The sequence below is a fragment of the Parageobacillus thermantarcticus genome, assembly GCF_900111865.1.
GTDB lineage: Bacteria > Bacillota > Bacilli > Bacillales > Anoxybacillaceae > Parageobacillus > Parageobacillus thermantarcticus.
Genome location: NZ_FOJS01000008.1, coordinates 63,634 through 87,246, shown reverse-complemented (window position 1 = coordinate 87,246; position 23,613 = coordinate 63,634). Strand labels below are relative to the sequence as shown.

The 23,613-nt window shown below is 44.5% G+C and carries 26 protein-coding genes, 2 pseudogenes and 1 riboswitch; of the genes and pseudogenes, 24 read left to right on the top strand and 4 right to left on the bottom strand.

Features of this window, described 5'->3' with window-relative positions; all coding sequences use genetic code 11:
- The 14 genes from BM278_RS06830 to BM278_RS06770 form a co-directional block, all read left to right on the top strand.
- A partial coding sequence (locus BM278_RS06830; protein WP_167359590.1) for a hypothetical protein occupies positions 1-562 on the top strand: 562 nt, incomplete at its 5' end.
- Between the two features lie 15 nt (positions 563-577).
- The gene (locus BM278_RS18705; protein WP_167359589.1) at positions 578-754 is read left to right on the top strand and encodes a hypothetical protein; all 177 of its coding nucleotides are present in this window, start codon (positions 578-580) and stop codon (positions 752-754) included.
- Between the two features lie 19 nt (positions 755-773).
- Complete coding sequence (locus BM278_RS06825) at positions 774-992, top strand: hemolysin XhlA family protein (protein ID WP_090948607.1); 219 nt, start codon at positions 774-776, stop codon at positions 990-992.
- A complete protein-coding gene (locus BM278_RS06820) occupies positions 989-1,246 on the top strand; it encodes a hypothetical protein (protein WP_090948606.1) in 258 nt (85 codons plus the stop codon). The genes BM278_RS06825 and BM278_RS06820 overlap by 4 nt, the downstream gene beginning before the upstream one ends.
- Entirely contained in the window at positions 1,246-1,878 is a 633-nt protein-coding gene (locus BM278_RS06815; RefSeq protein WP_090948605.1) for a M15 family metallopeptidase, read from the top strand. The genes BM278_RS06820 and BM278_RS06815 overlap by 1 nt, the downstream gene beginning before the upstream one ends.
- Before the next feature lie 116 nt (positions 1,879-1,994).
- The gene (locus BM278_RS06810; RefSeq protein WP_090948604.1) at positions 1,995-2,630 is read left to right on the top strand and encodes a hypothetical protein; all 636 of its coding nucleotides are present in this window, start codon (positions 1,995-1,997) and stop codon (positions 2,628-2,630) included.
- 98 nt (positions 2,631-2,728) lie between these two features.
- Positions 2,729-3,094, top strand: coding sequence for an ATPase, T2SS/T4P/T4SS family (locus tag BM278_RS06805; RefSeq protein WP_482809930.1), 366 nt, complete (start codon positions 2,729-2,731; stop codon positions 3,092-3,094).
- Entirely contained in the window at positions 3,087-4,118 is a 1,032-nt protein-coding gene (gene comGB, locus BM278_RS06800) for a competence type IV pilus assembly protein ComGB (RefSeq protein ID WP_090948603.1), read from the top strand. Before BM278_RS06805 ends, comGB begins: the two co-directional genes overlap by 8 nt.
- Positions 4,119-4,130: 12 nt before the next feature.
- The gene (comGC, locus tag BM278_RS06795) at positions 4,131-4,427 is read left to right on the top strand and encodes a competence type IV pilus major pilin ComGC (protein ID WP_090948602.1); all 297 of its coding nucleotides are present in this window, start codon (positions 4,131-4,133) and stop codon (positions 4,425-4,427) included.
- Complete coding sequence (comGD, locus tag BM278_RS06790) at positions 4,411-4,854, top strand: competence type IV pilus minor pilin ComGD (protein ID WP_090948601.1); 444 nt, start codon at positions 4,411-4,413, stop codon at positions 4,852-4,854. The genes comGC and comGD overlap by 17 nt, the downstream gene beginning before the upstream one ends.
- Positions 4,838-5,161, top strand: a complete 324-nt coding sequence (comGE, locus tag BM278_RS06785) for a competence type IV pilus minor pilin ComGE (protein WP_090948600.1) — start codon at positions 4,838-4,840, stop codon at positions 5,159-5,161. Before comGD ends, comGE begins: the two co-directional genes overlap by 17 nt.
- Entirely contained in the window at positions 5,158-5,733 is a 576-nt protein-coding gene (gene comGF, locus BM278_RS06780) for a competence type IV pilus minor pilin ComGF (RefSeq protein WP_244151107.1), read from the top strand. The genes comGE and comGF overlap by 4 nt, the downstream gene beginning before the upstream one ends.
- Positions 5,708-5,989, top strand: a complete 282-nt coding sequence (gene comGG / locus BM278_RS06775; RefSeq protein WP_244151106.1) for a competence type IV pilus minor pilin ComGG — start codon at positions 5,708-5,710, stop codon at positions 5,987-5,989. The genes comGF and comGG overlap by 26 nt, the downstream gene beginning before the upstream one ends.
- A gap of 385 nt (positions 5,990-6,374) precedes the next feature.
- Positions 6,375-6,554, top strand: coding sequence for a YqzE family protein (locus tag BM278_RS06770; protein ID WP_090948598.1), 180 nt, complete (start codon positions 6,375-6,377; stop codon positions 6,552-6,554).
- 153 nt (positions 6,555-6,707) lie between these two features.
- Here the strand turns inward: BM278_RS06770 and BM278_RS06765 are convergent, their stop codons facing one another.
- Positions 6,708-7,499, bottom strand: a complete 792-nt coding sequence (locus BM278_RS06765) for a YqhG family protein (protein ID WP_090948597.1) — start codon at positions 7,497-7,499, stop codon at positions 6,708-6,710.
- Positions 7,486-9,153 (bottom strand): DEAD/DEAH box helicase, encoded by a 1,668-nt coding sequence (locus BM278_RS06760; RefSeq protein WP_090948596.1) that lies wholly within the window; start codon positions 9,151-9,153, stop codon positions 7,486-7,488. Before BM278_RS06760 ends, BM278_RS06765 begins: the two co-directional genes overlap by 14 nt.
- A gap of 230 nt (positions 9,154-9,383) precedes the next feature.
- A riboswitch (glycine riboswitch) is annotated at positions 9,384-9,472 on the top strand.
- Positions 9,473-9,627: 155 nt separating this feature from the next.
- Here BM278_RS06760 and gcvT point away from each other — a divergent pair.
- The 5 genes from gcvT to BM278_RS06735 all read left to right on the top strand — a co-directional run bounded on the left by gcvT (position 9,628) and on the right by BM278_RS06735 (position 15,970).
- Complete coding sequence (gcvT, locus tag BM278_RS06755) at positions 9,628-10,722, top strand: glycine cleavage system aminomethyltransferase GcvT (protein WP_090948595.1); 1,095 nt, start codon at positions 9,628-9,630, stop codon at positions 10,720-10,722.
- Between the two features lie 22 nt (positions 10,723-10,744).
- Positions 10,745-12,091 carry an aminomethyl-transferring glycine dehydrogenase subunit GcvPA gene (gene gcvPA, locus BM278_RS06750; protein ID WP_090948612.1) on the top strand — a complete coding sequence of 449 codons (1,347 nt, stop codon included), beginning with the start codon at positions 10,745-10,747 and terminating at the stop codon, positions 12,089-12,091.
- Positions 12,084-13,541 carry an aminomethyl-transferring glycine dehydrogenase subunit GcvPB gene (gene gcvPB, locus BM278_RS06745; protein ID WP_090948594.1) on the top strand — a complete coding sequence of 486 codons (1,458 nt, stop codon included), beginning with the start codon at positions 12,084-12,086 and terminating at the stop codon, positions 13,539-13,541. The genes gcvPA and gcvPB overlap by 8 nt, the downstream gene beginning before the upstream one ends.
- A gap of 83 nt (positions 13,542-13,624) precedes the next feature.
- Positions 13,625-14,350: an MOSC domain-containing protein gene (locus BM278_RS06740; protein WP_090948593.1), complete on the top strand. Its 726-nt coding sequence runs from the start codon at positions 13,625-13,627 to the stop codon at positions 14,348-14,350.
- A gap of 426 nt (positions 14,351-14,776) precedes the next feature.
- Positions 14,777-15,970 (top strand): ROK family transcriptional regulator, encoded by a 1,194-nt coding sequence (locus BM278_RS06735; RefSeq protein ID WP_090948592.1) that lies wholly within the window; start codon positions 14,777-14,779, stop codon positions 15,968-15,970.
- Positions 15,971-16,143: 173 nt separating this feature from the next.
- Here the strand turns inward: BM278_RS06735 and BM278_RS06730 are convergent, their stop codons facing one another.
- On the bottom strand, positions 16,144-16,518 hold the full coding sequence (locus BM278_RS06730) for a rhodanese-like domain-containing protein (protein WP_090948591.1): 375 nt from the start codon (positions 16,516-16,518) through the stop codon (positions 16,144-16,146).
- A 179-nt stretch (positions 16,519-16,697) separates the two neighbouring features.
- Between BM278_RS06730 and BM278_RS06725 the strand changes: the two genes are divergently transcribed.
- From BM278_RS06725 to BM278_RS06710, 4 genes and pseudogenes are all read left to right on the top strand, one after another.
- Positions 16,698-17,534 (top strand): lipoate--protein ligase family protein, encoded by an 837-nt coding sequence (locus BM278_RS06725; RefSeq protein ID WP_090948590.1) that lies wholly within the window; start codon positions 16,698-16,700, stop codon positions 17,532-17,534.
- A 230-nt stretch (positions 17,535-17,764) separates the two neighbouring features.
- Positions 17,765-19,198, top strand: a pseudogene (locus tag BM278_RS06720) (vitamin B12-dependent ribonucleotide reductase); the annotation flags it as partial.
- Between the two features lie 262 nt (positions 19,199-19,460).
- Positions 19,461-20,597, top strand: a pseudogene (locus BM278_RS06715) (vitamin B12-dependent ribonucleotide reductase); the annotation flags it as partial.
- A 130-nt stretch (positions 20,598-20,727) separates the two neighbouring features.
- Positions 20,728-21,450 carry a LysM peptidoglycan-binding domain-containing protein gene (locus tag BM278_RS06710; protein WP_090948587.1) on the top strand — a complete coding sequence of 241 codons (723 nt, stop codon included), beginning with the start codon at positions 20,728-20,730 and terminating at the stop codon, positions 21,448-21,450.
- An 80-nt stretch (positions 21,451-21,530) separates the two neighbouring features.
- On the opposite strand, the gene BM278_RS06705 is transcribed toward BM278_RS06710, so the two are convergent.
- Positions 21,531-22,010, bottom strand: coding sequence for a hypothetical protein (locus tag BM278_RS06705; RefSeq protein WP_090948586.1), 480 nt, complete (start codon positions 22,008-22,010; stop codon positions 21,531-21,533).
- 565 nt (positions 22,011-22,575) lie between these two features.
- Here BM278_RS06705 and splB point away from each other — a divergent pair.
- Positions 22,576-23,601 carry a spore photoproduct lyase gene (splB, locus tag BM278_RS06695; protein ID WP_090948584.1) on the top strand — a complete coding sequence of 342 codons (1,026 nt, stop codon included), beginning with the start codon at positions 22,576-22,578 and terminating at the stop codon, positions 23,599-23,601.
- Positions 23,602-23,613 lie beyond the last annotated feature (12 nt).

Below are 23,613 nucleotides of genomic sequence, written 5' to 3'. Positions count from 1 at the left end.
AATTGAACAAAAAGTATCCTACTCTGACTATAACGGAGCCGAGATTGTCTCGCGGATTAATCAGACGCCAACGACCGTGACGATTGAGGCGGAGAAGATTAACTTGGATGGAATCACGAGAGTAAACAGCGCCCTATGGGTTGGCGAACCATTCGATTATTCCGGTGATAAGGCGATCAACTTTCGATCAGCCGCATCCATAAATTCACCTGCTGGCAGTGATTCTTTAATTATCGACTGCATGGGCGAAATTTTTCTACGCTCCGGTTTAGGGATTCGATTTGATTTGCCTGGAGGCGGAAGAACGACAACAATAGACTTTTCTACAGCATATCGAATTATTTGGGGCGATAACGCTCCAACGTACTGTCAAAACGCCGATATGCTAGACGGCTATCACGCCAGCGCGTTCTCTTTCTCCGGACATGTTCATTCGGACTATGAATATGTTAAACCGAGTTCTGGGCAGGCGATTCGTCTCGGTATCTATACGACCGGACAGCGTTTAAACCTGTACTTGGGCGGCTCACTTATCGGATATATCCCATACACACCAGCTTAAAGGGAGGATGAAATAATGACAGTTCAAATCTTTTTGCATGACGGTATGTCGTTTACGGCGGATATTGCAGATTATAATGCGGCTGATCTAGCCCAAAAAATGAACGACCCGAAAATCATGATGATTGCGGTTGGGAATGTCATTGTGAACAAACAAGCGATCAAATTGATCGCTCCGGTACAACAGCAATAGTTTAGAAAGGTGTGATCTCATGGAACAACGTGTCGCTAAACTGGAAACAGATGTGGACATGCTCCGCAATGATGTTGTCGATATTAAGACTCGTTTAGCCGTTGCGGAGAGTAACATCCGCGACATGAAGGAGGACATTTCAACGATCAAAAGTAACACAACGTGGATTTTACGACTTATTATTGGCGGCATCGTTGGAGCGGTGCTGTCGTTTATTATTCAAGGAGGGTTAAAATGATGGAAGCAATCTTATCTATTGAATTTACGGCGTACGTAGCACTAGCCGTTTTACTTTATGCCATTCGTGAAGCGGCAAACATTCCTAATCGTTTTATTCCAATTATTGCAGTTGTGCTAGGCGTTGCTTTTGCAGCCTTTGAAAGCAACGCTTTTTCTTTTGAAGTATTAGTTAAAGGACTTCAATATGCGTTATATGGCATTGGTTCAGTGGCGGCAATCAAATATGCGCTTGAAAAGAAAGGGGATAGATAATGACCATCGGTCTTAAAGAACTCTTAGAAAAGGCGGATAAGAAATTAAAAGGCGTTCATCCTACCGTTGCAGCTAAAGCACGTCAGCTCATTTCTTTAGCGTATAAAGAAGGAATTAATATTATCATCACTCAAGGCTTTCGCTCGATCGAAGAACAAAACGAACTATACGCACAAGGTCGCACGAAGCCTGGCAAAATTGTGACCAACGCCAAAGGCGGCTATTCGTATCACAATTTCGGACTTGCCTTTGATTTTGCGGTATTGAATCCCGACGGTAGCGTGAACTGGAATGTAGACGAGAAATGGAAACGTGTCGGTCAGCTTGGAAAGTCACTTGGCTTAGAATGGGGAGGGGATTGGAGATCATTTAAAGATTATCCGCATTTCCAATACACATTCGGATTGTCGCTTGCTGATTTACGAGCAGGGAAGAAACCACCGCAAGTAAAGGAGGTACAAGCAGTGACAAAAAAAGACGACATTAAAGGTCATTGGGCAGAGACAAGTATTAAAAAAGCAATGGAAAAAGGAATTATTAAAGGATACGGTAATGGTCAATTCAAACCAGATGAACCTGTCACACGCGCACAATTAGCAGTAATTCTTGATCGTTTAGGGTTGTTGAAGTAATGAATCCCTGCCAAAAGGCAGGGATTTTTTTGTTTTTCTACATAATTCGACAATATTTTTGTGTTGGTTGTGATATGGTGTAAACGTATAAAAAGTAAAGAAAAGAGGGGAACGGTATGAGCGGTATTTTTTTGACCATCGGATTTTTAGGACTCATCGTTTTTGTTGTGTATGTGATTCGAGGGGCAATCTATGCCGTAAAGAAAAAAGAGGGAGCTAAAAAGTTATTTCAACGTTCATTGATTCCGTTATTTGCTTCATTGGCTTGCATTATCGCGTTCGATGCAACGGCGGACACACCAAAGCAAGCGTCAAGCAAACCAAAAACACTGGATGAAGCAGTGAAAAACATCGTTATTGAAGAATTAGGAGAGAAAACAAATACAGATAAGAAACGAATCATCGATATTAAAATTAATAATGATGCTGGAACGACGGACAAAAATGACAAAATCGTGACAGTGAAGCTATATGCTGACGATAATTTAACGGCGAAGATGTTGAAAAGTAGAGCTCTTTCGGATTCCAAAAAAGTATTCGAGAAATTATTTCAAAACAATGAAGTTAGTAAAGCGCTCTTAATATGGGAATTTACGCTAGTTGATAAATACGGAAACGAATCAGATGGAACGATTTTAAGGGTTGGGATTGACCGTCAGACAGCAGATAAAATCAACTGGGAAAACTTCGACTACAACAATTTTGAAACTGTCGCTCAACAATATTTTATTCATCCAGCATTGAACAAATAAGCCTACTCGCTTTGAGTAGGCCTTTTTTGTCCATCATAAAAAAGAAGGCGGAGTAAGACTCCGGCCTTCTGTATTGTTCTATTATAATTACAGGACATTTGATTGCGTCAACCATGCATACGAAAAACGCGGTTGGGGCGATTTACCGTTTGCGTGAATTTGGGATTCCGCTTCATGATATTGAGCAAACGCTGCTTGCCGTGACGGCGCAGCGGCTTGTCGACTTAGTATGCCCGTTTTGCGGCGAACATTGCTCGCTATTTTGCCGCAAACATCGCAAAATTCGCCGCGCTGCCGTTCACGAACTGCTGTATGGGGACGAGCTGTCTGACGCAATTCAATCCGTACAAAGCGGGAGAAAAACGCATCATTACTATACGTTGCAACACGCTATTCGAAAAGGCGTTGCCCTCGGATTTTTGCCGCCGCGCCTTCTTGGCGACAAGGGGGGAGAAAATGAATAAACGAAAATGGTCACTGCGCCAGCAAGGGACGTTTTTAGTCCGGCTTGGGGACTTGCTTGAAAAAGGGTATTCATTGTCGCAGGCGCTCGAATTTTTAGAAATGCAGCAACCGCTTTCCCATCGTCGGGATTTACAGCGCTGTTTGGAGCATCTTCGCTCTGGGCTGCCGTTTTATCGATCGCTTGATCCGCTTCATTTTCATCGCGAAGCAATCGGCTACTTGTTTTTCGCGGAACAGCACGGGGATTTGCCGCACGGAATCGCGGAAGCAGGGAAAATGCTGTTACACAAGGCTGATTATTTGCAAAGGCTTCGGAAAACTAGCAGCTATCCGCTTCTTTTGCTTCTCTTTATGGTAATGATGCTAGCGGTCGTGCAACATATGCTGCTTCCTCAATTTTTTAAGTTTTCTACATTTCTAACTTCTTCTCGCTCCTCTTTTACTTCTTTTTTCCTTCAAATTGTTTCTACCATTCCCGACATGTTTATTGTTTTCTGCATTTTGCTCATCGTCTGCCTTCTTTTATACGTCAGCTGGTTTCAAAAGCTCACGGTCACTGCACAAATCCATATCGTAATGAAAATTCCGCTGATTCGTTCTTTTGCGAGGCTGTATTTTACGCATATGTTCGCGATGCAATTACGACATTTATTGCAAGGCGGTTTATCGATTTACGAAGCGTTGCAAGTATTTGCGCGCCAAGAAAAGCTGCCGTTTTTGCAAGAGGAAGGAAAAGGGATGAAGGAACAGCTTGTAAAAGGAATCACATTAGATGCAATTATCGCCTCGCGCATGTACTATGAACAAGAACTGGCGCTTGTTGTTCGCCATGGGCAGTCAAACGGGGAATTGGCAAAGGAATTAAGCCACTACGGCGAATTTATCTTTCAAACAATGGAAGAACGGATAGAAAGGTCAATGAAATTCATTCAACCGATATTGCTTTCGTTCGTGGGCGTTCTTGTTATTTGCATGTATTTAGCGATTTTGCTTCCGATGTTTTCAATGATGAGTCATTTGTAGGAGGGAATTTCCATGAATGAAAAAGCGTTCACGTTGATTGAAATGTTAATCGTGTTAATGGTTATTTCTGTTTTGTTGCTCATCGTTATCCCGAATATCACGAAACATAATGGAATGATTAACAACAAAGGATGTGAAGCGTTCGTAAACACCGTCCAAGCTCAGGTAAAGGCGTATGAAATGGAACATAACGAAATTCCGACGATACAGCAGCTCATCGACGAAAAGTATATTAAGTCAGATAAGTGCCCAAACGGCCGTAAAATTCAAATCAGCAGTGACGGGGAAGTAAGTGAAAGCGGTGCGTAATCACGGCTTTACTCTCATCGAAATGCTTCTTGTTCTGGCCGCCATCACCGTATTGATGGCGGTATCTCTCCCTTTTTTAAACAGCGCTGCGGAACAAAAAACAGAATGGTATATCATCACGCAGCTTCGCGATGACTTGTTGTATGCACAACAATATGCGATGACACAGCAAACGCCGGTAGCGGTGACGTTTGCGGAAAACCATCCGGAGTATCGGATTGTCGAAATGAAAGAAGGGAAAACGATTTTAAAACGATCGATCTCCGGAAAATGGAAATTTCAGCTCACCACATTGACAATGCCGCTCATTTTTTTAGAAAACGGAAATGTCAATAAGGCAGGATCGCTATTGTTAAAGGGGAGAGGCAAGACATATAAAATCGTATTTTTATTAGGAAAAGGGAGGTTTTATGTGCAAAAAGCGTAATGGCTTTACCTTCGTAGAAGCTGTTTTTGCCTTGGCGCTGTTGCTCGTCGTGGCATCGGTATTGTTGCCTTTGTTTACACAAATTATGTTAGAACGCGAAAATATTGCGTTAAAAGCAAAAGCGCAACAAATATTGGACGCGGCGTTATACGAAGAGAATATACAAAAAGAAACAACGATCGTGGAGGGCCGAACAACGTTTATGATTCGTTCTGATTATGAAAAAGACAATATATGGAAAGTATGCGTGCGCTGGAACGACTACACAGGCCGTCGTGCAGAAAGGTGTGGGTATGTCAAACGATGATCAATTCACAAGAAAAAGGGTTTACTTTTTTGGAAATGCTGTTGGTTATGGCGATCGTTTTGCTTATGACATCCTTGTTGCCGCTTCTTTTGAATGTTCGTTTGTTTAAGTATGAAAACGTTAATGGTTTTCATCACATCGAATGGGAAATTTTCGTACAACAGCTCAAAAAAGAGTTAAACGAATCGAAACAGTGGAAAACGAGTGGCACAACATTATATTTAGAAAAATTTACAGGGGAGAAAGTCAGCTTTGAACTGTATCAATCATCAATTCGCAGACAAGTAAACGGCACAGGCAATGAAACGGCGCTACAATTTGTCGAAAATGTCACATATATATTGACAAATCGTGGAATTTTCCTTCGTGTAACGTCATCAGAAGGAAAAACATATGAAGCGTTTATTTCACGACTTTTTTCGCAAGGTGGCGGTGGTGATGCGAAATCAAAGCGGCGTGATTTTTCCAATCACAGTCATGATGTCATTTTTCTTTCTGTTGGCGCTATCCCATGTGCTCGCATTGTATCAGGTGGAAATGGAAGCAATGGCATACGAACAACAATCTCGTGAAGTCGATGCGGTGATGCAAATGGCCGTTTTCGACGTCAAAAATCAGATTGCCGCTTTTCCTGATTTGCAAAGGGATGAGGGTGTTTTCGTTTATCCGGTCGGAAAGGCAAATTATACATGGGAAAAAATTGATGAAATGAAAATAAAAGCGTTGATCACTGCTCATTCTGATGAAGGGATCCGCTATAGCGCCACGTTTGTCGTTTTATTCCCATCACTTGATATTATCGAGTGGACGGAAAATCATTCGCCGTAAACGGCTAGCGATTGCGAAACATATCTTATGCTTTAAAAAAGCGATAGGGCGGCGCATTGATTCAACTGGATTAGGTGGAAAACAAAGCAGTTGCAATAAGTGACAGATGATGGATGAAAATGATTTTCAGAAAAATGGCTCCCTTATAGAGAGGGGGATATATAATCCACAAATCAAACAGCGGAGAAAATAGCAAAAGAAATCGCAACAACGTTTAAAACAAAAAAAGAATGGAAAAGCTAAACGAAAAGATCAAGTCCCGGAATTTGTGTAAAACGAAGCGACAAAAAGCAGTTTGATTTTTCCAAAACGTCAATTCGCTGGACCAAGAAATGAAAATTTACACAATATCAGGACTTGATCAACGAAAAGGGAGGCGGCATATATGTCGACAAACGATTACGTAAAGTTTTTCACGCAACAGTTCGTAACTTATATGGATATGCCGAAAGAAGAGCGCATTAAAAAACGGATGCAGCGCAAGCGAGAGAAGCCGCCGCTGGCGTACCGATGGTTTGGGCTGATTCCTATCTCCGTTCGCCTCTTGTTTCGGCGGCATTCGTAAAGAGGATGACTCAAAAGGTTGTCTTAACCACAATGTATGTTTCCTTTCATTGCTTGATGCGTATATATGGTAGAACAGAAGGATGTCCCATTACTTTTGGGACGTCCTCACTTTTTAGAATGGCGGAACTAGCAAAAAAGATGGAATAAAAGATTAGGTACGGGGATGCAAGTAAAACAGCCCGCCGTTAATGACGGAAACGATAATTCGCGGTTTATATTGCTCTTTGAGCGCTTCTTTTTCAATATAATAACATTCCGGCTTTTCTTCCATTCCTTCGTAAAAATGATCGAGAAGCGCCAAATCTTCCGCCCATCTTTTTTTTGCTTGTTCCGCCCATGTATGATCGTCTTGAGAGATGCGTCTTTGAATGTATCGCTCTAAGCGGCCGATACCGCTTGTCGGTTTAATGAGCGGGGAAATCGTAAAACAATAATCAGGTATTTTCGGGACAAGCTTCAACTTTTGTAATCGGTCATGAAATTGTTCGATGATCGTTCCGCTAATTAGGTGCAAGCCGAGTGATAATATATGGTCTTTCTTTCTGTCACACTGGTAGGCGATTTTCACGTTTAATCCGAGCCAAGGATGAAGCGGAATGTGCGTTTGTTCGCAAGAAGACGATTCTTCATATAAGCGGATGAAGCTGCCGCGTTTTTGCGCAGAACGGAAAATTTGATGCAATCGCGGTGAACCAAAATGCAACCGTTCCCCTTCTAGAGAGTTTGTTTTCTCCGTTTGCTTTGTAATAAGCGTTAGCTGCATCGGAGCAGGAACCCCTCCGGTCCGTTCGATATAATGCCAATAAAATGGGCGGTTCATTAATTCTTTATCCATTTCTACCGACAATTGCACTTTCATATATCCGTCATCCGTTTCGAGAATGTCGCATTCATTGGCGCGGAAATATCGTTCTAAAAATCGCTGAATCTCATGTTGCTGCATATGTTTCCCCTCCGTTGGCAAGCTTGTCTGCGAACTCAATCATCGCGGCAATATTTTCCATTTTAATTTTCATTTCTCCTTCGCTTTGAGAGTGCAAAAACGCGTCTTGTAAATAATGTTCCAAATTGGCGAAATTCATTTTTGCTAAAATGTCGTCCAACTGGCCGATCACTCGTTCAAATAGGCGGATTTTTTCATATAACAGCGTCAAAATATGTTCTTCCACGGTATTTTTTACAGCGAAATTGTAAATGTACACATCGCTTGTCTGCCCGAGACGATGAACGCGGCCGATTCGCTGTTCGAGTCGCATCGGGTTCCAAGGCAAGTCATAGTTGATGACATGGCGGCAAAATTGCAAATTAATTCCTTCTCCTCCCGCTTCTGTTGCGATAAAAACTTGCGCGTGATTTTTAAACAACTCTTTCATCCAGTCTTTTTTTCCGCGTTTAAATCCGCCGCGGAACGGGACGGAAGTGATGCCGTGCTGTTTTAAAAACCATTGTAAATACAGCTGGGTCGCCCGATATTCAGTAAAAATAATCACTTTTTCCTGAATCGATTGAATGAGCTGCAGCGCTTTTTCCGCCTTTGAATTGGTAGAAACAGTGTTGATTTTTTCCATTAGCTTGCTAAAAGAATCTGGAATTTCTCCTTCGTGCTTGTCCAGCATATTTTTTACGGTTACAAATAACGCTTCACGACTGCTGCATGCTTCCCGCAACATCGTAATAAGCGAAAATGGTTTGTCAAATAGAAGCGCTCCGTCGTATTTTAACGCTTGTACCGCCTCATACAATTCCCGTTCCTCTTTCGTAAATTCGATGAGCACGGTTTTTACGTGGCGCTTCGACCATTCGATGCCGGTATCAACGCGGCGGTTGCGAATCATCACTTTATTCACAAGTGCTTTTAAATGTTCATTTGTTTGGAGCGCGCGCGTTTTTCCGTACGTTTTTGCAAAATATTCGGCGTTTCCTAAATGCCCGGGCTTCAGCAAGGAAACAAGGTTAAAAATTTCTTCAATCCGGTTTTGAATCGGTGTCGCCGTTAAGAGCAAGCAAAATTTCTTTTTTAAATTTTGGACGAACTCATAGTTTTTTGTTTTATTGTTTTTCAGCTTATGCGCTTCATCAATAATGACCATGTCGTATTGTTGCTTGTAAATGATTTCCCGGTGCGGGCTTTTTTTGGCCGTGTCGATCGAGGAGACGACGACATCGCATTGTTCCCAGACGTAGCTTTTTCTCTGTTGCACCGCAGGAATAAAAAACTTTTCGTTTAGCTCCGTTACCCATTGTGATACAAGTGAGGCAGGGACGAGAATCAACGCTTTTTTGACTAATCCGCGGATCATATATTCTTTTAAAATAAGCCCTGCTTCAATCGTTTTGCCAAGCCCGACTTCATCAGCGAGAATCGCTTTTCCGTTCATGTTCTCGATGACTTGCTTTGCGACTTCCAGCTGGTGCGGAAGCGGGGTCAAATGCGGCAAATGTTTTGGCGCCTGCAGACCGTCAAACTCGGGAATGCTCAAATGCATGGCGGATTCCAGCGCTAACTCGTACATTTCCCAGCTTGACCAAGGGCCGTCTTTTTCGACTCGTTCAATAAATTCCTTCTTCCACGTTTCGTCCATTTCGATGTCGACCATTGCCTCCATACCCTCCCTTTCATTTTCACGAATAATTATATTTACATATTTTTTAAATATACGTATTATAATCGTTATTTATTGTTTTATAATGATGAAAAGTTCGGTTATTTTTTATTGCCGTGATCGATTTTTTGATGGTAGTATATTAATAAAGTTAGAAAGTTAAAATTTATTTTGCGATTTTTTAATAGTGTGCCCATTTTCTTGAAAATTATATATCGTGGCGGATGAGAACAAGGGGAGAGACTACGTCACGTAGCGCCGAAGGAGCAAGCGGAAACGCGAATCTCTCAGGCAAAAAGACTCTTGTTTGACGCAGCTCTGGAGAGTGTTCACGATCCGTGAACCACCAAAGAGGAAACCTATTGTCAAATAGGGAAACTTTCAGGTGCCAGGACAGAGCCTTCACTCATCATGAGAGGGGGGAGTCTGTCCTTTTTGCGTTTATGTAAAAATTTAGGAGGGAACGCAATGCTAAAACGCACGCCGTTATTCGCTGTTTACGAGCGTTATGGTGCGAAAACGATCGATTTTGGCGGCTGGGAGCTCCCTGTGCAATTTTCCAGCATTAAAGAAGAACATGAAGCGGTACGCACGCGCGCCGGCTTATTTGACGTATCCCATATGGGGGAGTTTGTCGTCAAAGGAAACGACAGCCTTTCGTTTCTGCAAAAAATGATGACGAACGATGTAGCGAAATTAAAAGATGGCCGTGCGCAATATACGCTAATGTGTTATGAAGATGGCGGAACGGTGGACGACTTGTTAATTTATAAAAAAGCGGAAGGCCATTATCTTCTCGTTGTCAACGCCGCCAATATCGAGAAAGATTTTGCATGGCTGAATGAACATTTGGTTGGCGATGTGGAGCTAGCCAACATCTCCCAGGAAATTGCCCAACTTGCTTTGCAAGGGCCGCTTGCAGAACAAGTGTTGCAAAAATTAACGAATACGGAGTTATCGGCAATCCGATTTTTCTCGTTTCAAGATGAGGTAAGCATGAACGGAATCAAAACGCTTGTTTCCCGCACGGGTTATACCGGGGAAGACGGATTTGAAATTTATTGCCGCGCAGAAGATGCGATCGCCCTTTGGGAAGCGATTTTGGAAGCGGGAAAAGAAGAAGGCGTGCTTCCATGCGGGCTCGGTGCGCGCGATACCCTCCGTTTTGAAGCGGCCTTGCCGCTTTACGGCCAAGAGTTGTCAAAAGATATTACGCCAATTGAGGCAGGGCTTGGATTTGCCGTGAAAACGAACAAAGATGCCGATTTCATCGGAAAAGATGTATTGAAAAAACAAAAAGAAGAGGGAACAGCGCGAAAACTGGCCGGCATCGAAATGATGGACAAAGGAATTCCGCGCCACGGTTATAAAGTATTTGCCAATGGGGAAGAAATTGGCTTTATTACGACAGGAACGCAATCGCCGACGTTAAAGAAAAATATCGGTTTAGCGCTTATAAAATCGGAATTTACTGAGGTCAATACGGAAGTCGAGATCGAGATCCGCGGCAAACGGCTAAAAGCAAAAGTAGTCACGACGCCGTTTTACAAGCGGGCGAAGTAAAAGGGGAAAGGGGAGAATGAACATGCCTCATCGTTATTTGCCGATGACAGAAGAAGATAAGCGGGAAATGTTGAAAGTAATTGGCGTTGATTCGATTGATGATTTGTTTGCCGATATTCCAGAAAGCGTACGGTTTCGCGGGGAGTATAACATAAAAAAGGCGAAATCCGAGCCAGAACTGTTCAAAGAACTGTCCGCGCTTGCCGAGAAAAACGCGGATGCGAAAAAATATACGTCTTTTTTAGGAGCGGGAGTGTACGATCATTATATTCCGGCAATTGTCGATCATGTGATTTCTCGTTCGGAATTTTACACGGCGTATACCCCGTATCAGCCGGAAATCTCGCAAGGCGAATTGCAAGCGATTTTCGAGTTTCAAACGATGATTTGCGAACTGACGGGGATGGATGTGGCCAATTCTTCCATGTACGATGGCGGTACGGCGCTGGCGGAAGCGATGTTATTAAGCGCGGCGCATACGAAAAAGAAAAAAGTGCTGCTAGCGAAAACCGTCCATCCGGAATATCGCGATGTCGTGAAAACATACGCAAAAGGGCAGCAGCTTCATGTGGTGGAGATTCCGTTTCAACATGGCGTAACAGATTTAGAAGCGTTAAAGGCAGAAATGGATGATGAGGTCGCTTGCGTCATCGTCCAATATCCAAACTTTTTCGGACAAATCGAACCGCTAAAAGACATCGAGCCAGTCGCTCATCGCGGCAAAAGCATGTTTGTTGTCGCGAGCAACCCGCTTGCGCTCGGCATCCTTGCACCGCCCGGAAAATTTGCCGCAGATATCGTCGTCGGCGATGTCCAGCCGCTTGGCGTTCCGATGCAATTTGGCGGACCGCATTGCGGCTATTTTGCCGTTAAAGCCGAGTTAATGCGGAAAATCCCGGGCCGCCTTGTCGGACAGACGACAGACGAAGAAGGGCGCCGGGGGTTTGTGCTGACATTGCAAGCGCGCGAGCAACATATTCGCCGCGATAAAGCGACATCCAATATTTGCTCGAACCAAGCGCTGAACGCGCTCGCCGCATCTGTGGCGATGACGGCGCTCGGCAAAAAAGGCATCAAAGAAATGGCGACGATGAATATACAAAAAGCGCAGTACGCAAAAAATGAATTGATCAAACACGGATTTGACGTGCCGTTTGCCGGCCCGTTTTTCAACGAATTCGTTGTCCGGCTTCATAAGCCGGTAGCGGAAGTCAATAAGCAGCTTCTGCAAAAAGGAATCATCGGCGGCTACGATGTCGGCCGCGATTATCCAGAATTGCAAAACCATATGTTAATTGCGGTAACGGAATTGCGGACAAAAGAAGAAATCGACACGTTCGTGAAAGAATTGGGGGATTGCCATGCATAAAGATCAGCCGCTTATTTTTGAATTAAGCAAACCGGGCCGCATTGGCTACAGCTTGCCGGAATTAGACGTTCCAGCTGTCCGTGTCGAAGATGTCGTGCCGGCCGATTATATTCGCACAGAGGAACCGGAACTTCCAGAAGTGTCCGAGCTTGATATTATGCGCCATTACACCGCGCTATCGAAACGGAATCACGGCGTTGATTCCGGCTTTTATCCGCTCGGCTCTTGCACGATGAAATACAATCCGAAAATCAATGAGGATGTCGCCCGCCTTGCGGGATTTGCCCATATCCATCCGCTTCAGCCAGAGGAAACGGTGCAAGGCGCGCTCGAGTTAATGTACGATTTGCAGGAGCATTTAAAAGAAATCACCGGAATGGACGCGGTTACGTTGCAGCCGGCGGCAGGAGCGCACGGCGAATGGACGGGGCTGATGATGATTCGCGCGTACCACGAGGCAAACGGCGATTTTCAGCGGACGAAAGTGATTGTTCCTGATTCGGCTCACGGAACGAATCCGGCTTCTGCCACGGTCGCCGGCTTTGAAACCATCACGGTCAAATCGACGGAAGACGGTCTAGTTGACTTAGAAGATTTAAAACGCGTCGTTGGCCCGGATACAGCGGCGCTCATGCTGACAAACCCAAATACGCTCGGCTTGTTTGAGGAAAATATTTTAGAAATGGCAAAAATCGTGCATGATGCTGGCGGAAAGCTGTACTATGACGGAGCCAATTTAAACGCGGTGTTAAGCAAAGCGAGACCGGGGGACATGGGCTTTGATGTCGTGCATCTCAATTTGCATAAAACGTTTACCGGCCCGCACGGCGGCGGCGGCCCCGGTTCTGGTCCCGTCGGTGTGAAAGCAGATCTTATCCCGTTTTTGCCGAAGCCGGTCGTTTCTAAAGGAGAAAACGGGTATTATTTGGACTATGACCGTCCGCATGCGATTGGGCGAGTGAAACCTTTCTACGGCAACTTCGGCATTAACGTCCGCGCTTACACGTATATTCGTTCCATGGGTCCGGACGGTTTAAAAGCGGTGGCGGAATATGCCGTGTTAAACGCCAATTACATGATGCGCCGCCTCGCCGAGTATTACGATTTGCCGTATGACCGCCATTGCAAACACGAATTTGTCTTGTCAGGCAAACGGCAAAAGAAACTCGGTGTCCGCACGCTCGATATCGCCAAACGTTTGCTAGATTTTGGCTTCCATCCGCCGACGGTATATTTCCCGCTCATTGTCGATGAATGCATGATGATCGAGCCGACGGAAACGGAATCGAAAGAAACGCTAGACGCGTTTATCGATGCGATGATTCAAATTGCGAAAGAAGCGGAGGAAAACCCGGAAATCGTCCAAGAAGCGCCGCATACCACCGTTGTCAAACGCCTCGATGAAACAAAAGCGGCGCGCAAACCGATTTTGCGCTACCAAAAGCAATAAAACGAACGCCACAGGCGATTCATTCCGCTCGGAGTGGATCGCTTGTTTTGGATAGACAAAAAAATCGTAAAGGAAGTGAAAAGATGCTTATCGGCTACATACAGGAAATCATGCGTTATCCTGTAAAATCATTTCAAGGAGAAAGTGTGCAAAAAACGAGAGTGATGAATTACGGGCTGTACGGCGATCGAAGCCACGCATTTTTGGACGAAACAAGGCCAGGAAAGTTTTTAACGATTACGCAATTTCCGGAAATGACCCAGTATCGCGCGAAATTTATCGGTGAAGAAAGTTTAGAGGAATATCCATCTGTAGAAATCATTGCTCCAGACGGAACATACTATCAATGGGGTGATAAAGAACTGACAGAAGAAGTCGAAACAAAAGCAAATCGGAAAGTTTCCCTCATTCGCTATACTCCTGATTACGTTCCTCTTGGTGCAATTGAAGAAGAACATATTCAACTCGTAACGGATGCTTCTGTGCAAAAGTTGGCAGAAATATGGGAAAAACAGGTGGATTATCGGCGGTTTCGCCCAAACTTATTGCTGTCATTAATTCATAAAATTCCTTTTATTGAGGAAACATGGTTTGGCCGCCGGCTGAAGATTGGTCAAGAGGTAGAAATTCTGCTAAGAAGACATTGCGAGAGATGCATGATTATTACCGTTGAACCGGAAACAGGAGAAAAGGATCCTTCACTATTAAAAACGGTTGTTCAACATCGAAATAACTATTTTGGCGTTTATGCTTCTGTTATCCAGACGGGAGAGATTCATGTTGGCGATGAAGTATATCTTTTAGACTAATGACTACAGGATAATACGGACTTGTTTCGAGAAGCAATGTTCATATCTGAATGGACAAGTTCCTTTCTCTGCAAAAATGCAAAAGAGATGTCTTCTTTTTATTGACATAAAAATTATGTTAGTTTAGTATATAAACTAATGTGATTAAAATAGAAACAGTGATTCGTTTTTATTTTTGCGCATCATAGAGGAATAAAAGACTGGGTAGCACCGATTGAATAGGGAGTGGAATTCGTTTTGGCCGTAGGCGATCGGCGGATCATAGGAAAAAGTAAACGCCGAAGAGTTGCTTCGTGCGTTTGCATATGTCATGGCTCACGAAATAAACTGTTTTCATATAGTCGCTGTCGATGGATATCGGTCAGAGGTTCATCCGCCTATTCGCGCGGCATACGAAAAAATGTTGCAGAAAAGGAATGAGCGTATATGGTGCGAACAGGAAATATAGGGCTTGTCAAAAAAATCAATAAACAGATCGTATTAAAGCTGATTCGCGAAAAAAATAATATTTCGCGGGCGGAGATCGCCAAAATCACTGGTTTAAACAAGGCGACGGTATCAGCGTTAGTCGATGAATTAATTTCCGAACATTTTGTCAGCGAAAGCGGAGTTGGTGTTTCCACTGGCGGACGCCGGCCGCTCATGCTCCGCTTTAACGAAGCGGCTGGCTCATTAATCGGCATAGAGTTAGGGGTCAACTACATTTATGCTGTGTTAACTGACTTAAACGCCGAGATCATTTGGGAAAGGATGTGCCATTTCCGCACTGATGAAAAGCAGGAAACAATCATTGAAAAAATGATTGCGATGATTCACGAAGCCATTCATCAGGCGCCGACTACTCCGTATGGAATAATGGGCATCGGTATTGGCGTTCCGGGAATTGTGAATACAGAGGAAGGAATTGTCGTATTTGCACCAAACCTTCATTGGGATCATGTTGCTCTTGCTTCCATTCTTCAAAAACAATGGCCAAGTTATCCGATTATTATTGAAAATGAAGCCAAACTGGCGGCGCTTGGCGAGAAATGGTTTGGCGCCGGCAAAGAGTTTGCGAATTTTGTGTATATCAGCGCGGGAATCGGGATCGGCGCCGGGATCATCATTCACAACCAGTTATACCGTGGGGTCGATGGCATTGCCGGCGAAATCGGTCATCATGTCATTGACATTCACGGCGTTCGCTGCAGCTGCGGCAATAACGGATGTTGGGAGATGTACGCATCAGAAAAGTATATCCAACGCCGGCTCGAACAAGAAAATTATCATTCCATGCTAGAAGAATTTTCTGTGGAAAAAGTGCGTACATTGGCCGAACGTGGTGACAAGCAAATGGCGCAAATATTGGCGGAGGTCGGCCGCTACCTGGGGATTGGCATTTTACATATCATTTATTCGTATAACCCGGAAGCCGTTATTGTCGGCAGTACGATTGGCAAGGCGGGTAAATGGGTGCTGGAGCCGGCACGGGACGAAGTCGAAAAAAGAATTTTAGTGAAAAATGGGAACGGTCCGTTCATTATTCCATCGCAGTTATTGGAAAAAAGTTGTGCAATTGGTGCCGTGGCTTCCGTATTAGAAAAAGTAGTGATGCCTTCGGAGTTAGAAGTCATTTCGTAGCAGTTTAATCGGGTGTCCTAAAAGTTTTTTAGGGCACCTTATTATTTTGCATAATAAGTTCTTCACTTTGGTAGAAAGTAAAGCGGTACCTACTGTTTTCTTTTATGGCAACGAGAAAAAAGATAGATGAAAGCAGTCCACAAGCTCTCATCTATCCTTTCTAACTGTCATCATTAAGCTTTTTTCTTCACTTTCCCCGTCCACTTTTTAAAGCCGCCTTTTAAATGATACAAATTGCGATAGCCTTTTCGATATAACATTTGCGCAGCGCGCCCGCTACGCAGTCCATTTTGGCAATATAAATAAATCGGCTGGTCATTTCGTATTTCTTTCATGCGCATTCGCAATTGAGTTAACGGAATATTGCGCGCTCCTAAAATGTGTCCAGCCGCAAATTCATCGGGCTCGCGAACATCGATTAATTGCGCTTTTCGGTAACCGGCACGGAATTCTTCTTCCGTTAATGCTTTTACGATTTTCCGCTGCATGAGATAGGTGACGACGGAATAGATGATGATCGCGCCGAGAATAATAAGCAATATTTTCACAAATGATGCCCCCTTTCCGTTCATTCGCCAACTTCTATTATATAAGCGTTGCTTTTGATAAGCAAAATATTTTCCAGAGTACAAGGCCAACTCGTTGTTTTTATAGCGTTTTTCTTTCCATGATTCGGATTGTTTGTTAAACTAGTAGACGCAAACTTTAAACAAAGAAGGGTTGAAAGATGGCGAAAGAAGTTTGGCGTTTTATCGACTCTGGATACTGTTCTCCTTCGTTTAATATGGCGATGGATGAGGCGCTTTTAGACTGGCATAGCGAAGGAAAAATTCCGCCAACGATTCGCTTTTATGGCTGGAATCCGCCGACACTATCAATCGGATATTTTCAAAAAGTGGAAAAAGAAGTTGATTTAGAAGCGGTAAAACGGCACGGCCTTGGATTTGTGAGACGACCGACAGGAGGGCGCGGTGTTCTTCATGATAAAGAGCTGACGTATAGTGTCATCGTTTCCGAAGAGCATCCCAACATGCCGAAAACGGTGACGGAAGCGTACCGAGTGATTTCGCAAGGAATTTTAGAAGGATTTCGTTTTCTTGGACTAAACGCTTATTTTGCCGTGCCAAGAACAGAAGAGGAAAAAGCGGATTTAAGAAGCCCGAGATCTGCCGTCTGTTTTGATGCGCCGTCATGGTATGAGCTCGTCGTCGAAGGCCGCAAAATCGCGGGGAGCGCGCAAACGCGGCAAAAAGGAGTGATTTTGCAGCACGGCTCGATTTTGCTTGACTTAGATGAAGAGTTGCTTTTCAGTCTGTTCAAATATCCAAACGAACGGGTGAAAGAGCGCCTGCAGCGCAATTTTAAAAACAAGGCGGTCGCGATTAACGAATTGACCGACCGCAAGATTACGATCGAAGAAGCGAAAGAGGCGTTTTATAAAGGATTTGAAAAAGGACTTGGCATCGTTTTAGAACCGTATACGTTATCGCAAGAAGAAATCGAGTATGTCAACGAATTGGCGCGGACGAAATATGAAAGCGATGAGTGGAATTTCCGGCGTTGATGGGATTGGCGCCCTAGTAAAAAAGATGGGATTTTTGCATTTTTCTCTTTTTTTGCCGTTTTTTATTTGACAAAATAAAATATTTTGATCTAAACACAATATATAGTATGATCGTAATAAAAATCATACTATATATTGTTTTTTTGTGGCTGATATGGTAAGGTAAAAAAGACAGGACATGCAGACAGAAAAATGATGAATACAAAAATATTAAGAGGAGAGATTAGAGAATGACGGTCGCGTCTTCGGAAAAAATGAAAATTAATATCGAAAAACTGAACGAGGATATCCGCCTTTTTCCGCAAGTGCATCCGATTACGGCGGACATGAAAATTACGCATAAAGGCGTTTCTCGTTTAGTGATGTTAGATCGCTACTCATTTAAAGATACGGAAAAATTGACGCTGGGAGTCGGTGATTTTGTCGTATTGACGATTAAAGAAGATCCGAAGTTTCCAGCGCGCGGGCTTGGCTTTATCGTCGATATCGATTGGGAAACGAAAAAAGCGAAAGTGCTCGTTGAGGAAGAATATCGGCACGTGCTTGAAGGCGAGGAAGCAGAGACGGGAATTGTCGTCCGTTCTCTTGATATTATCGACAAACCGCTCGAAATTTTTTACGAGCAAATCGCGAAACGAAATGCGACAGGCTTGGCAGCTGTCGAAAAAACAGAAGAAAAACGAAAAGAATGGTTTGAAAAGTTTTATCAAGAGCTTGTTAGCTTGAACTTCGTTCCGGCAGGACGCGTATTGTATGGAGCGGGATCCGGAAAAGATGTGACGTATTTTAACTGCTATGTCATGCCATATATAAAAGATTCACGCGAAGGCATTTCCGAGCATCGCAAACAAGTGATGGAAATTATGAGCCGCGGCGGCGGCGTCGGCACGAACGGTTCGACATTGCGTCCGCGCAATACGTTAGCGCGCGGGGTGAACGGAAAATCGTCCGGATCGGTCTCCTGGCTTGATGACATTGCGAAGCTCACACATCTAGTGGAACAAGGGGGTTCGCGGAGGGGCGCGCAAATGATCATGCTGGCAGACTGGCATCCGGACATTATCGAGTTCATCGTCTCAAAAATGCAAAACCCGCGCATTTTACGCTACTTAATCGAAAACATGGAAGACGAAGGAATTAAAAAAGCGGCGCAAGATAAGTTGAAATTCACGCCGCTTACCGAACGGGAGCGCGCAATGTACCAAGCCATTGTCAACTTCAAAAACGTTCCGGGTCACGGCGGCTTCAGCGAAGAAATTATTAAAGAAGCCGAAGAAAAATTGCGGACAGGCGGCACATACACGGTACATAACCCGGACTTTTTGACGGGTGCGAACATTTCCGTCTGCCTGACAAAAGAATTTATGGAAGCAGTCGAAAAAGATGAAGAGTACGAACTGCGCTTCCCGGATGTCGAAACGTATTCCGAAGAAGAAATGCGGATTTACAATGAAAAATGGCACGAAGTCGGCGATGTGCGTGAATGGGAGAAAATGGGATACCGCGTGCGTGTATACCGCAAAATTCGTGCCCGCGAGCTTTGGAAGCTGATTAACATTTGCGCGACGTACTCCGCGGAACCAGGCATTTTCTTCATCGACAACGCCAACGAAATGACGAACGCCCGAGCGTACGGCCAAAAAGTGGTTGCAACCAACCCGTGTGGTGAATAATCGCCTCACGTAAAAAACTGCGGAATTAAGCGGGGAGGCTGAGATGCTAACCCGAACCGAAGGCTGAGCCTAAAAACTCAGTCAGGGGCAACGCATAGGTGGTGAACCTGCGAAAGCAGAATATAATCCACCCACGAGGCCGCAGCATTGCACACGCTTAATGAAAAGCGTGTGCAATGAAGATGTATGCTGAGCTAACGGGAAATGAACCGTTAGAACTAGGGGATAAAAAGCCCCTAGGGTAACATAACTGGAACAACCTCTCGCACCATATTCCGTCTGCAACCTAGCAGCCATTAACTTGGCGAATATGGTCGATAAAGAAAAGAAAGTCGTTGACTATGAAAAATTAAAACGTACTGTTGAAATCGGCGTCAGAATGCAAGATAACGTCATTGATGCAACGCCATATTTCTTGGAAGAAAACAAAAAACAAGCGCTCGGGGAGCGACGCATCGGCCTTGGCGTCATGGGGTTGGCGGATCTGCTTATTTATTGCGAAAAAGAGTACGGTTCCGAAGAAGGAAACAAACTTGTCGATGAATTGTTTAAAACGATTGCGACGACTGCGTACCGCGCTTCCATCGAATTGGCGAAAGAAAAAGGCAGCTTCCCATTCCTTGTCGGAAAAACGGAAGAAGAAACGCGAAAACTGCGGGAAGCGTTTATTAACACCGGCTATATGAAACGGATGCCGGAAGATATTCGCCAAGATATTTTAAAATACGGCATTCGCAATTCGCATTTGCTTACGGTTGCACCGACGGGATCAACTGGAACGATGGTCGGTGTGTCGACTGGCCTTGAGCCGTATTTCTCGTTCTCATACTATCGGAGCGGCCGCCTCGGCAAATTTATTGAAGTGAAAGCCGATATCGTTCAAGAATATTTGGATAAACATCCGGAAGCGGACCCGAACAACTTGCCGCACTGGTTTGTCACTGCGATGGACCTATCGCCGGAAGCGCATGCCGATGTGCAATGCATCATTCAGCGCTGGGTTGACTCCAGCCTGTCAAAAACGGTCAACGCGCCGAAAGGATATACGGTCGAACAAGTGCAAAAGGTGTACGAACGTTTATGGAGAGGTGGCGCAAAAGGCGGAACGGTTTATGTAGACGGAAGCCGAGATGCGCAAGTATTGACGCTGAAAGCGGAAGAAAACACATTCGAAGAGCAGCTTGAACTGCTTCCAGAAGAAAAAGAGGATAAAGAAACGAAACGCGCCGTTGTTCTCGTCGACACGATTCAAGACTTGCGGGCAACGGACGTAACGATCGGTTCCGAAGTGGGCAATATTTGCCCAATTTGTCGCGAAGGCACGGTCGAAGAAATCGGCGGCTGCAACACATGCACAAATTGCGGCGCGCAGTTAAAATGCGGACTGTAAGCAGGAGAAAGGGATAAAACGGAAAGCTGGCTTAGTCGTTTTGACTGTGCCAGCTTTTTTCATTCATAAAAGCGGTGTGACAGAAATATAGTAGTATGAGGCGCCATTATTAACTTAGGGGTGGAGAACAATGTTGATCCATATTGTGCAGGGAGGAGAAAACCTATGGGAGATTGCCAAGCGCTATAGGGTGCCGATTGAGCGGATTATCGCGGCCAATGAGCTGAAAGATGCTAATCGCCTCACGATCGGGAAGGCGCTCGTCATTCCGGTTCCGTATCGCTATCATACCGTTCGTCTGGGAGAAACATTATGGACGATCGCTAGGCGATACGGTGTTTCGTTGGAGGCGATTGTTCAGGCCAACCGAATCAGCAGTCCTTCCGTCATTTACCCGGGAACGGTTCTTCTTATTCCGCCAAGGACACACACGGTGCAGCGCGGAGAAACACTGGCGCAAATCGCCGAGCGGCAAGTGCTCGATTACGCGGTCAACGCAATACCAAGAAACAAAATTTTTATGGGGTTTCAAATTTACGCGCGCGACTGGGTTCTTCCGCATGTGCAAGGTCAAGAGGCGGAAACATTCAGCCCGCAGGAAGCAGTAGAACGTGCGGTCCACTATGGAGCGGAGATTCAATACGATCGAAATGCGGCTTCCCCGTTTTATCGCTATGTCGACAGCCAAGGGCGGACGCATGAAATGTGGTTCGAGGATGCCCGCAGCGCCCAGGCAAAGTTTGAATTGGCGAAAGAATATCAATTAAGAGGAATTAGCTATTGGGTGCTCGGTTATCCTTATCCGGCAAATTGGGCGCTGTTAAAGGATAACTTTCACATTCGCAAACGATAATAAGCGGTTTTTTCCAACGAAGGTGCGTGTAATCGTGTCCGCTCCGTCAGCACGCGCTTTTTTCGCTTGCGGGCATATGTTTATAGTTGCTGCAATTCGAGCCGCTTCTTTATTTGATGAATTTCCATATCATGTTTTCCGGTTTTTGCGCTTAAATACTCAATATCGATTTTTGCGCTTCTCCAGTCATTGGAAAGCAGTTCAAACATCCGGCGGTGATCGGCCAATTCTTTTTCGATTTTTTTGAAATGGCTTCTTGTTTCAATGATGAAATTGTCTAGTTTTTCTTCCCAGCGTTGTTGCCGCTCTTCTAACCGCTGCTGTTGCTCTTCTAATCGTTGTTGTCGTTCTTCCAATCGTTGTTGTCGCTCTTCCAATCGTTGTTGCCGTTCTTCTAATCGTTGCTGTCGTTCTTCTAATCGTTGCTGTCGCTCTTCCAAGCGAAGTTGATTTTCTTCGAGCCGCTGTTGTCCCTCTTCGAGACGAGCGAGTTGCTCATGAACCGGCTGCAGCTCTTCTTTTAAAACGGAACGAAACAATTCGATTAATTCTTGCGCCATTTTGTGTCCCTCCTTTCTATTGACTCCATTGTACCATTGCCGGAATGGAATGTCATGATGGATAATGGGAAAAGGGGAATTTCTTTAAAAAGAGGCGAGGAAAAAACGGTTCAGCAAAGCGGTTGATTGCGCCGGATCATTTTGGCGCGATTGGATAAGCCGAATCGCGCAAAACGTCTCTGGCATGTCAACGCCCTCATCGGAAACGACAACTGTACAGTTGATTTATATATTTTCGAAATGTCCTTCATTTATCTTTCACTGCTATTTGCAAATTTGTGGGGCGGTGTTGCGCGCCGATCGCCACCGATGGAAGATCTAGGGATACTTTATGGAGGGGAGCCTTTTCTAGGTTCCATTTATTCGACAACGGGTGAAAGATTTCTTCTTTAATTGGGTAAAAATGAAAGACAAGTGAAATTTTTGCACATTATCGATCAACTTTTCGGGGGAACGAGAAATAATTGCTCGCTCCAATTTTTAGGGAGATAATAGCGAAAGCAATGTTTTTCCCGTTTCCGTTCATACTAACTGTAAATATGAACGGAAATGAGGTGGATGGATAGTGAAACCGTTTATTCCACAGCTTGTCTATTTTGAGCCAGAGGCGCTTTCATATCCGTTAGGAAAAGAATTGAAAGAGAAATTTGAAAAAATGAACATTGACATTCGTGAAACGACGTCGCACAATCAAGTGCGCGGCATTCCGGGGGACAATGAGCTGCAGCGGTACCGCAACGCGAAATCGACGCTTGTCGTCGGGGTAAGGAGAACTTTGAAATTTGACACATCGAAGCCATCAGCGGAGTATGCGATTCCGCTGGCAACCGGCTGCATGGGGCATTGCCATTATTGCTATTTGCAAACAACTTTAGGAAGCAAGCCTTATATTCGCGTCTATGTCAATTTGGACGATATTTTTGCGCAGGCGGAAAAATATATTGACGAGCGTGCGCCGCAAATTACCCGCTTTGAGGCGGCGTGTACGTCCGATATTGTCGGCATTGACCATTTGACCCATTCTCTTAAAAAAGCGATCGAGTTTATTGGTGCGACCGAATATGGACGTTTGCGTTTTGTCACGAAATATGAGCATGTCGATCATTTGCTTGATGCGAAACATAACGGAAAAACGCGTTTTCGTTTCAGCGTCAATTCCCGTTATGTCATTAAAAATTTTGAACCGGGAACATCTTCGTTTGATGCGCGATTGGAAGCGGCAAGAAAAGTGGCGAACGCAGGATATCCGCTTGGGTTTGTTGTCGCGCCGATTTATATGCATGAAGGCTGGGAAGAAGGGTATTTCGAACTGTTTGAACAGCTGTACGAGCGGCTAGAAGGAATGGATCTGTCGAATTTGACATTTGAACTGATTCAACACCGATTCACAAAGCCGGCAAAAAAAGTGATACAAAAACGTTATCCAAAAACAAAGCTTGATCTTGACGAAAGCAAACGCAAGTATAAATGGGGACGATACGGAATCGGCAAATACGTGTATCCGGATGACGACGCAAAACGGCTCGAGATGACAATGCGCCGCTATATCGTCGAATTTTTTCCGGGAGCGGTGGTGCAATATTTTACGTAATTCTTGCCATTT

Coding starts and splice junctions, on each gene's coding strand:
- BM278_RS18705 (WP_167359589.1), top strand. CDS start 578: ATGACAGTTCAAATCTTTTTGCATGACGGTATGTCGTTTACGGCGGAT.
- BM278_RS06825 (WP_090948607.1), top strand. CDS start 774: ATGGAACAACGTGTCGCTAAACTGGAAACAGATGTGGACATGCTCCGC.
- BM278_RS06820 (WP_090948606.1), top strand. CDS start 989: ATGATGGAAGCAATCTTATCTATTGAATTTACGGCGTACGTAGCACTA.
- BM278_RS06815 (WP_090948605.1), top strand. CDS start 1,246: ATGACCATCGGTCTTAAAGAACTCTTAGAAAAGGCGGATAAGAAATTA.
- BM278_RS06810 (WP_090948604.1), top strand. CDS start 1,995: ATGAGCGGTATTTTTTTGACCATCGGATTTTTAGGACTCATCGTTTTT.
- comGB (WP_090948603.1), top strand. CDS start 3,087: ATGAATAAACGAAAATGGTCACTGCGCCAGCAAGGGACGTTTTTAGTC.
- comGC (WP_090948602.1), top strand. CDS start 4,131: ATGAATGAAAAAGCGTTCACGTTGATTGAAATGTTAATCGTGTTAATG.
- comGE (WP_090948600.1), top strand. CDS start 4,838: ATGTGCAAAAAGCGTAATGGCTTTACCTTCGTAGAAGCTGTTTTTGCC.
- comGF (WP_244151107.1), top strand. CDS start 5,158: ATGATCAATTCACAAGAAAAAGGGTTTACTTTTTTGGAAATGCTGTTG.
- comGG (WP_244151106.1), top strand. CDS start 5,708: ATGGCATACGAACAACAATCTCGTGAAGTCGATGCGGTGATGCAAATG.
- BM278_RS06770 (WP_090948598.1), top strand. CDS start 6,375: ATGTCGACAAACGATTACGTAAAGTTTTTCACGCAACAGTTCGTAACT.
- BM278_RS06765 (WP_090948597.1), bottom strand. CDS start 7,499: ATGCAGCAACATGAGATTCAGCGATTTTTAGAACGATATTTCCGCGCC.
- BM278_RS06760 (WP_090948596.1), bottom strand. CDS start 9,153: ATGGTCGACATCGAAATGGACGAAACGTGGAAGAAGGAATTTATTGAA.
- gcvT (WP_090948595.1), top strand. CDS start 9,628: ATGCTAAAACGCACGCCGTTATTCGCTGTTTACGAGCGTTATGGTGCG.
- gcvPA (WP_090948612.1), top strand. CDS start 10,745: ATGCCTCATCGTTATTTGCCGATGACAGAAGAAGATAAGCGGGAAATG.
- gcvPB (WP_090948594.1), top strand. CDS start 12,084: ATGCATAAAGATCAGCCGCTTATTTTTGAATTAAGCAAACCGGGCCGC.
- BM278_RS06740 (WP_090948593.1), top strand. CDS start 13,625: ATGCTTATCGGCTACATACAGGAAATCATGCGTTATCCTGTAAAATCA.
- BM278_RS06735 (WP_090948592.1), top strand. CDS start 14,777: ATGGTGCGAACAGGAAATATAGGGCTTGTCAAAAAAATCAATAAACAG.
- BM278_RS06725 (WP_090948590.1), top strand. CDS start 16,698: ATGGCGAAAGAAGTTTGGCGTTTTATCGACTCTGGATACTGTTCTCCT.
- BM278_RS06710 (WP_090948587.1), top strand. CDS start 20,728: ATGTTGATCCATATTGTGCAGGGAGGAGAAAACCTATGGGAGATTGCC.
- BM278_RS06705 (WP_090948586.1), bottom strand. CDS start 22,010: ATGGCGCAAGAATTAATCGAATTGTTTCGTTCCGTTTTAAAAGAAGAG.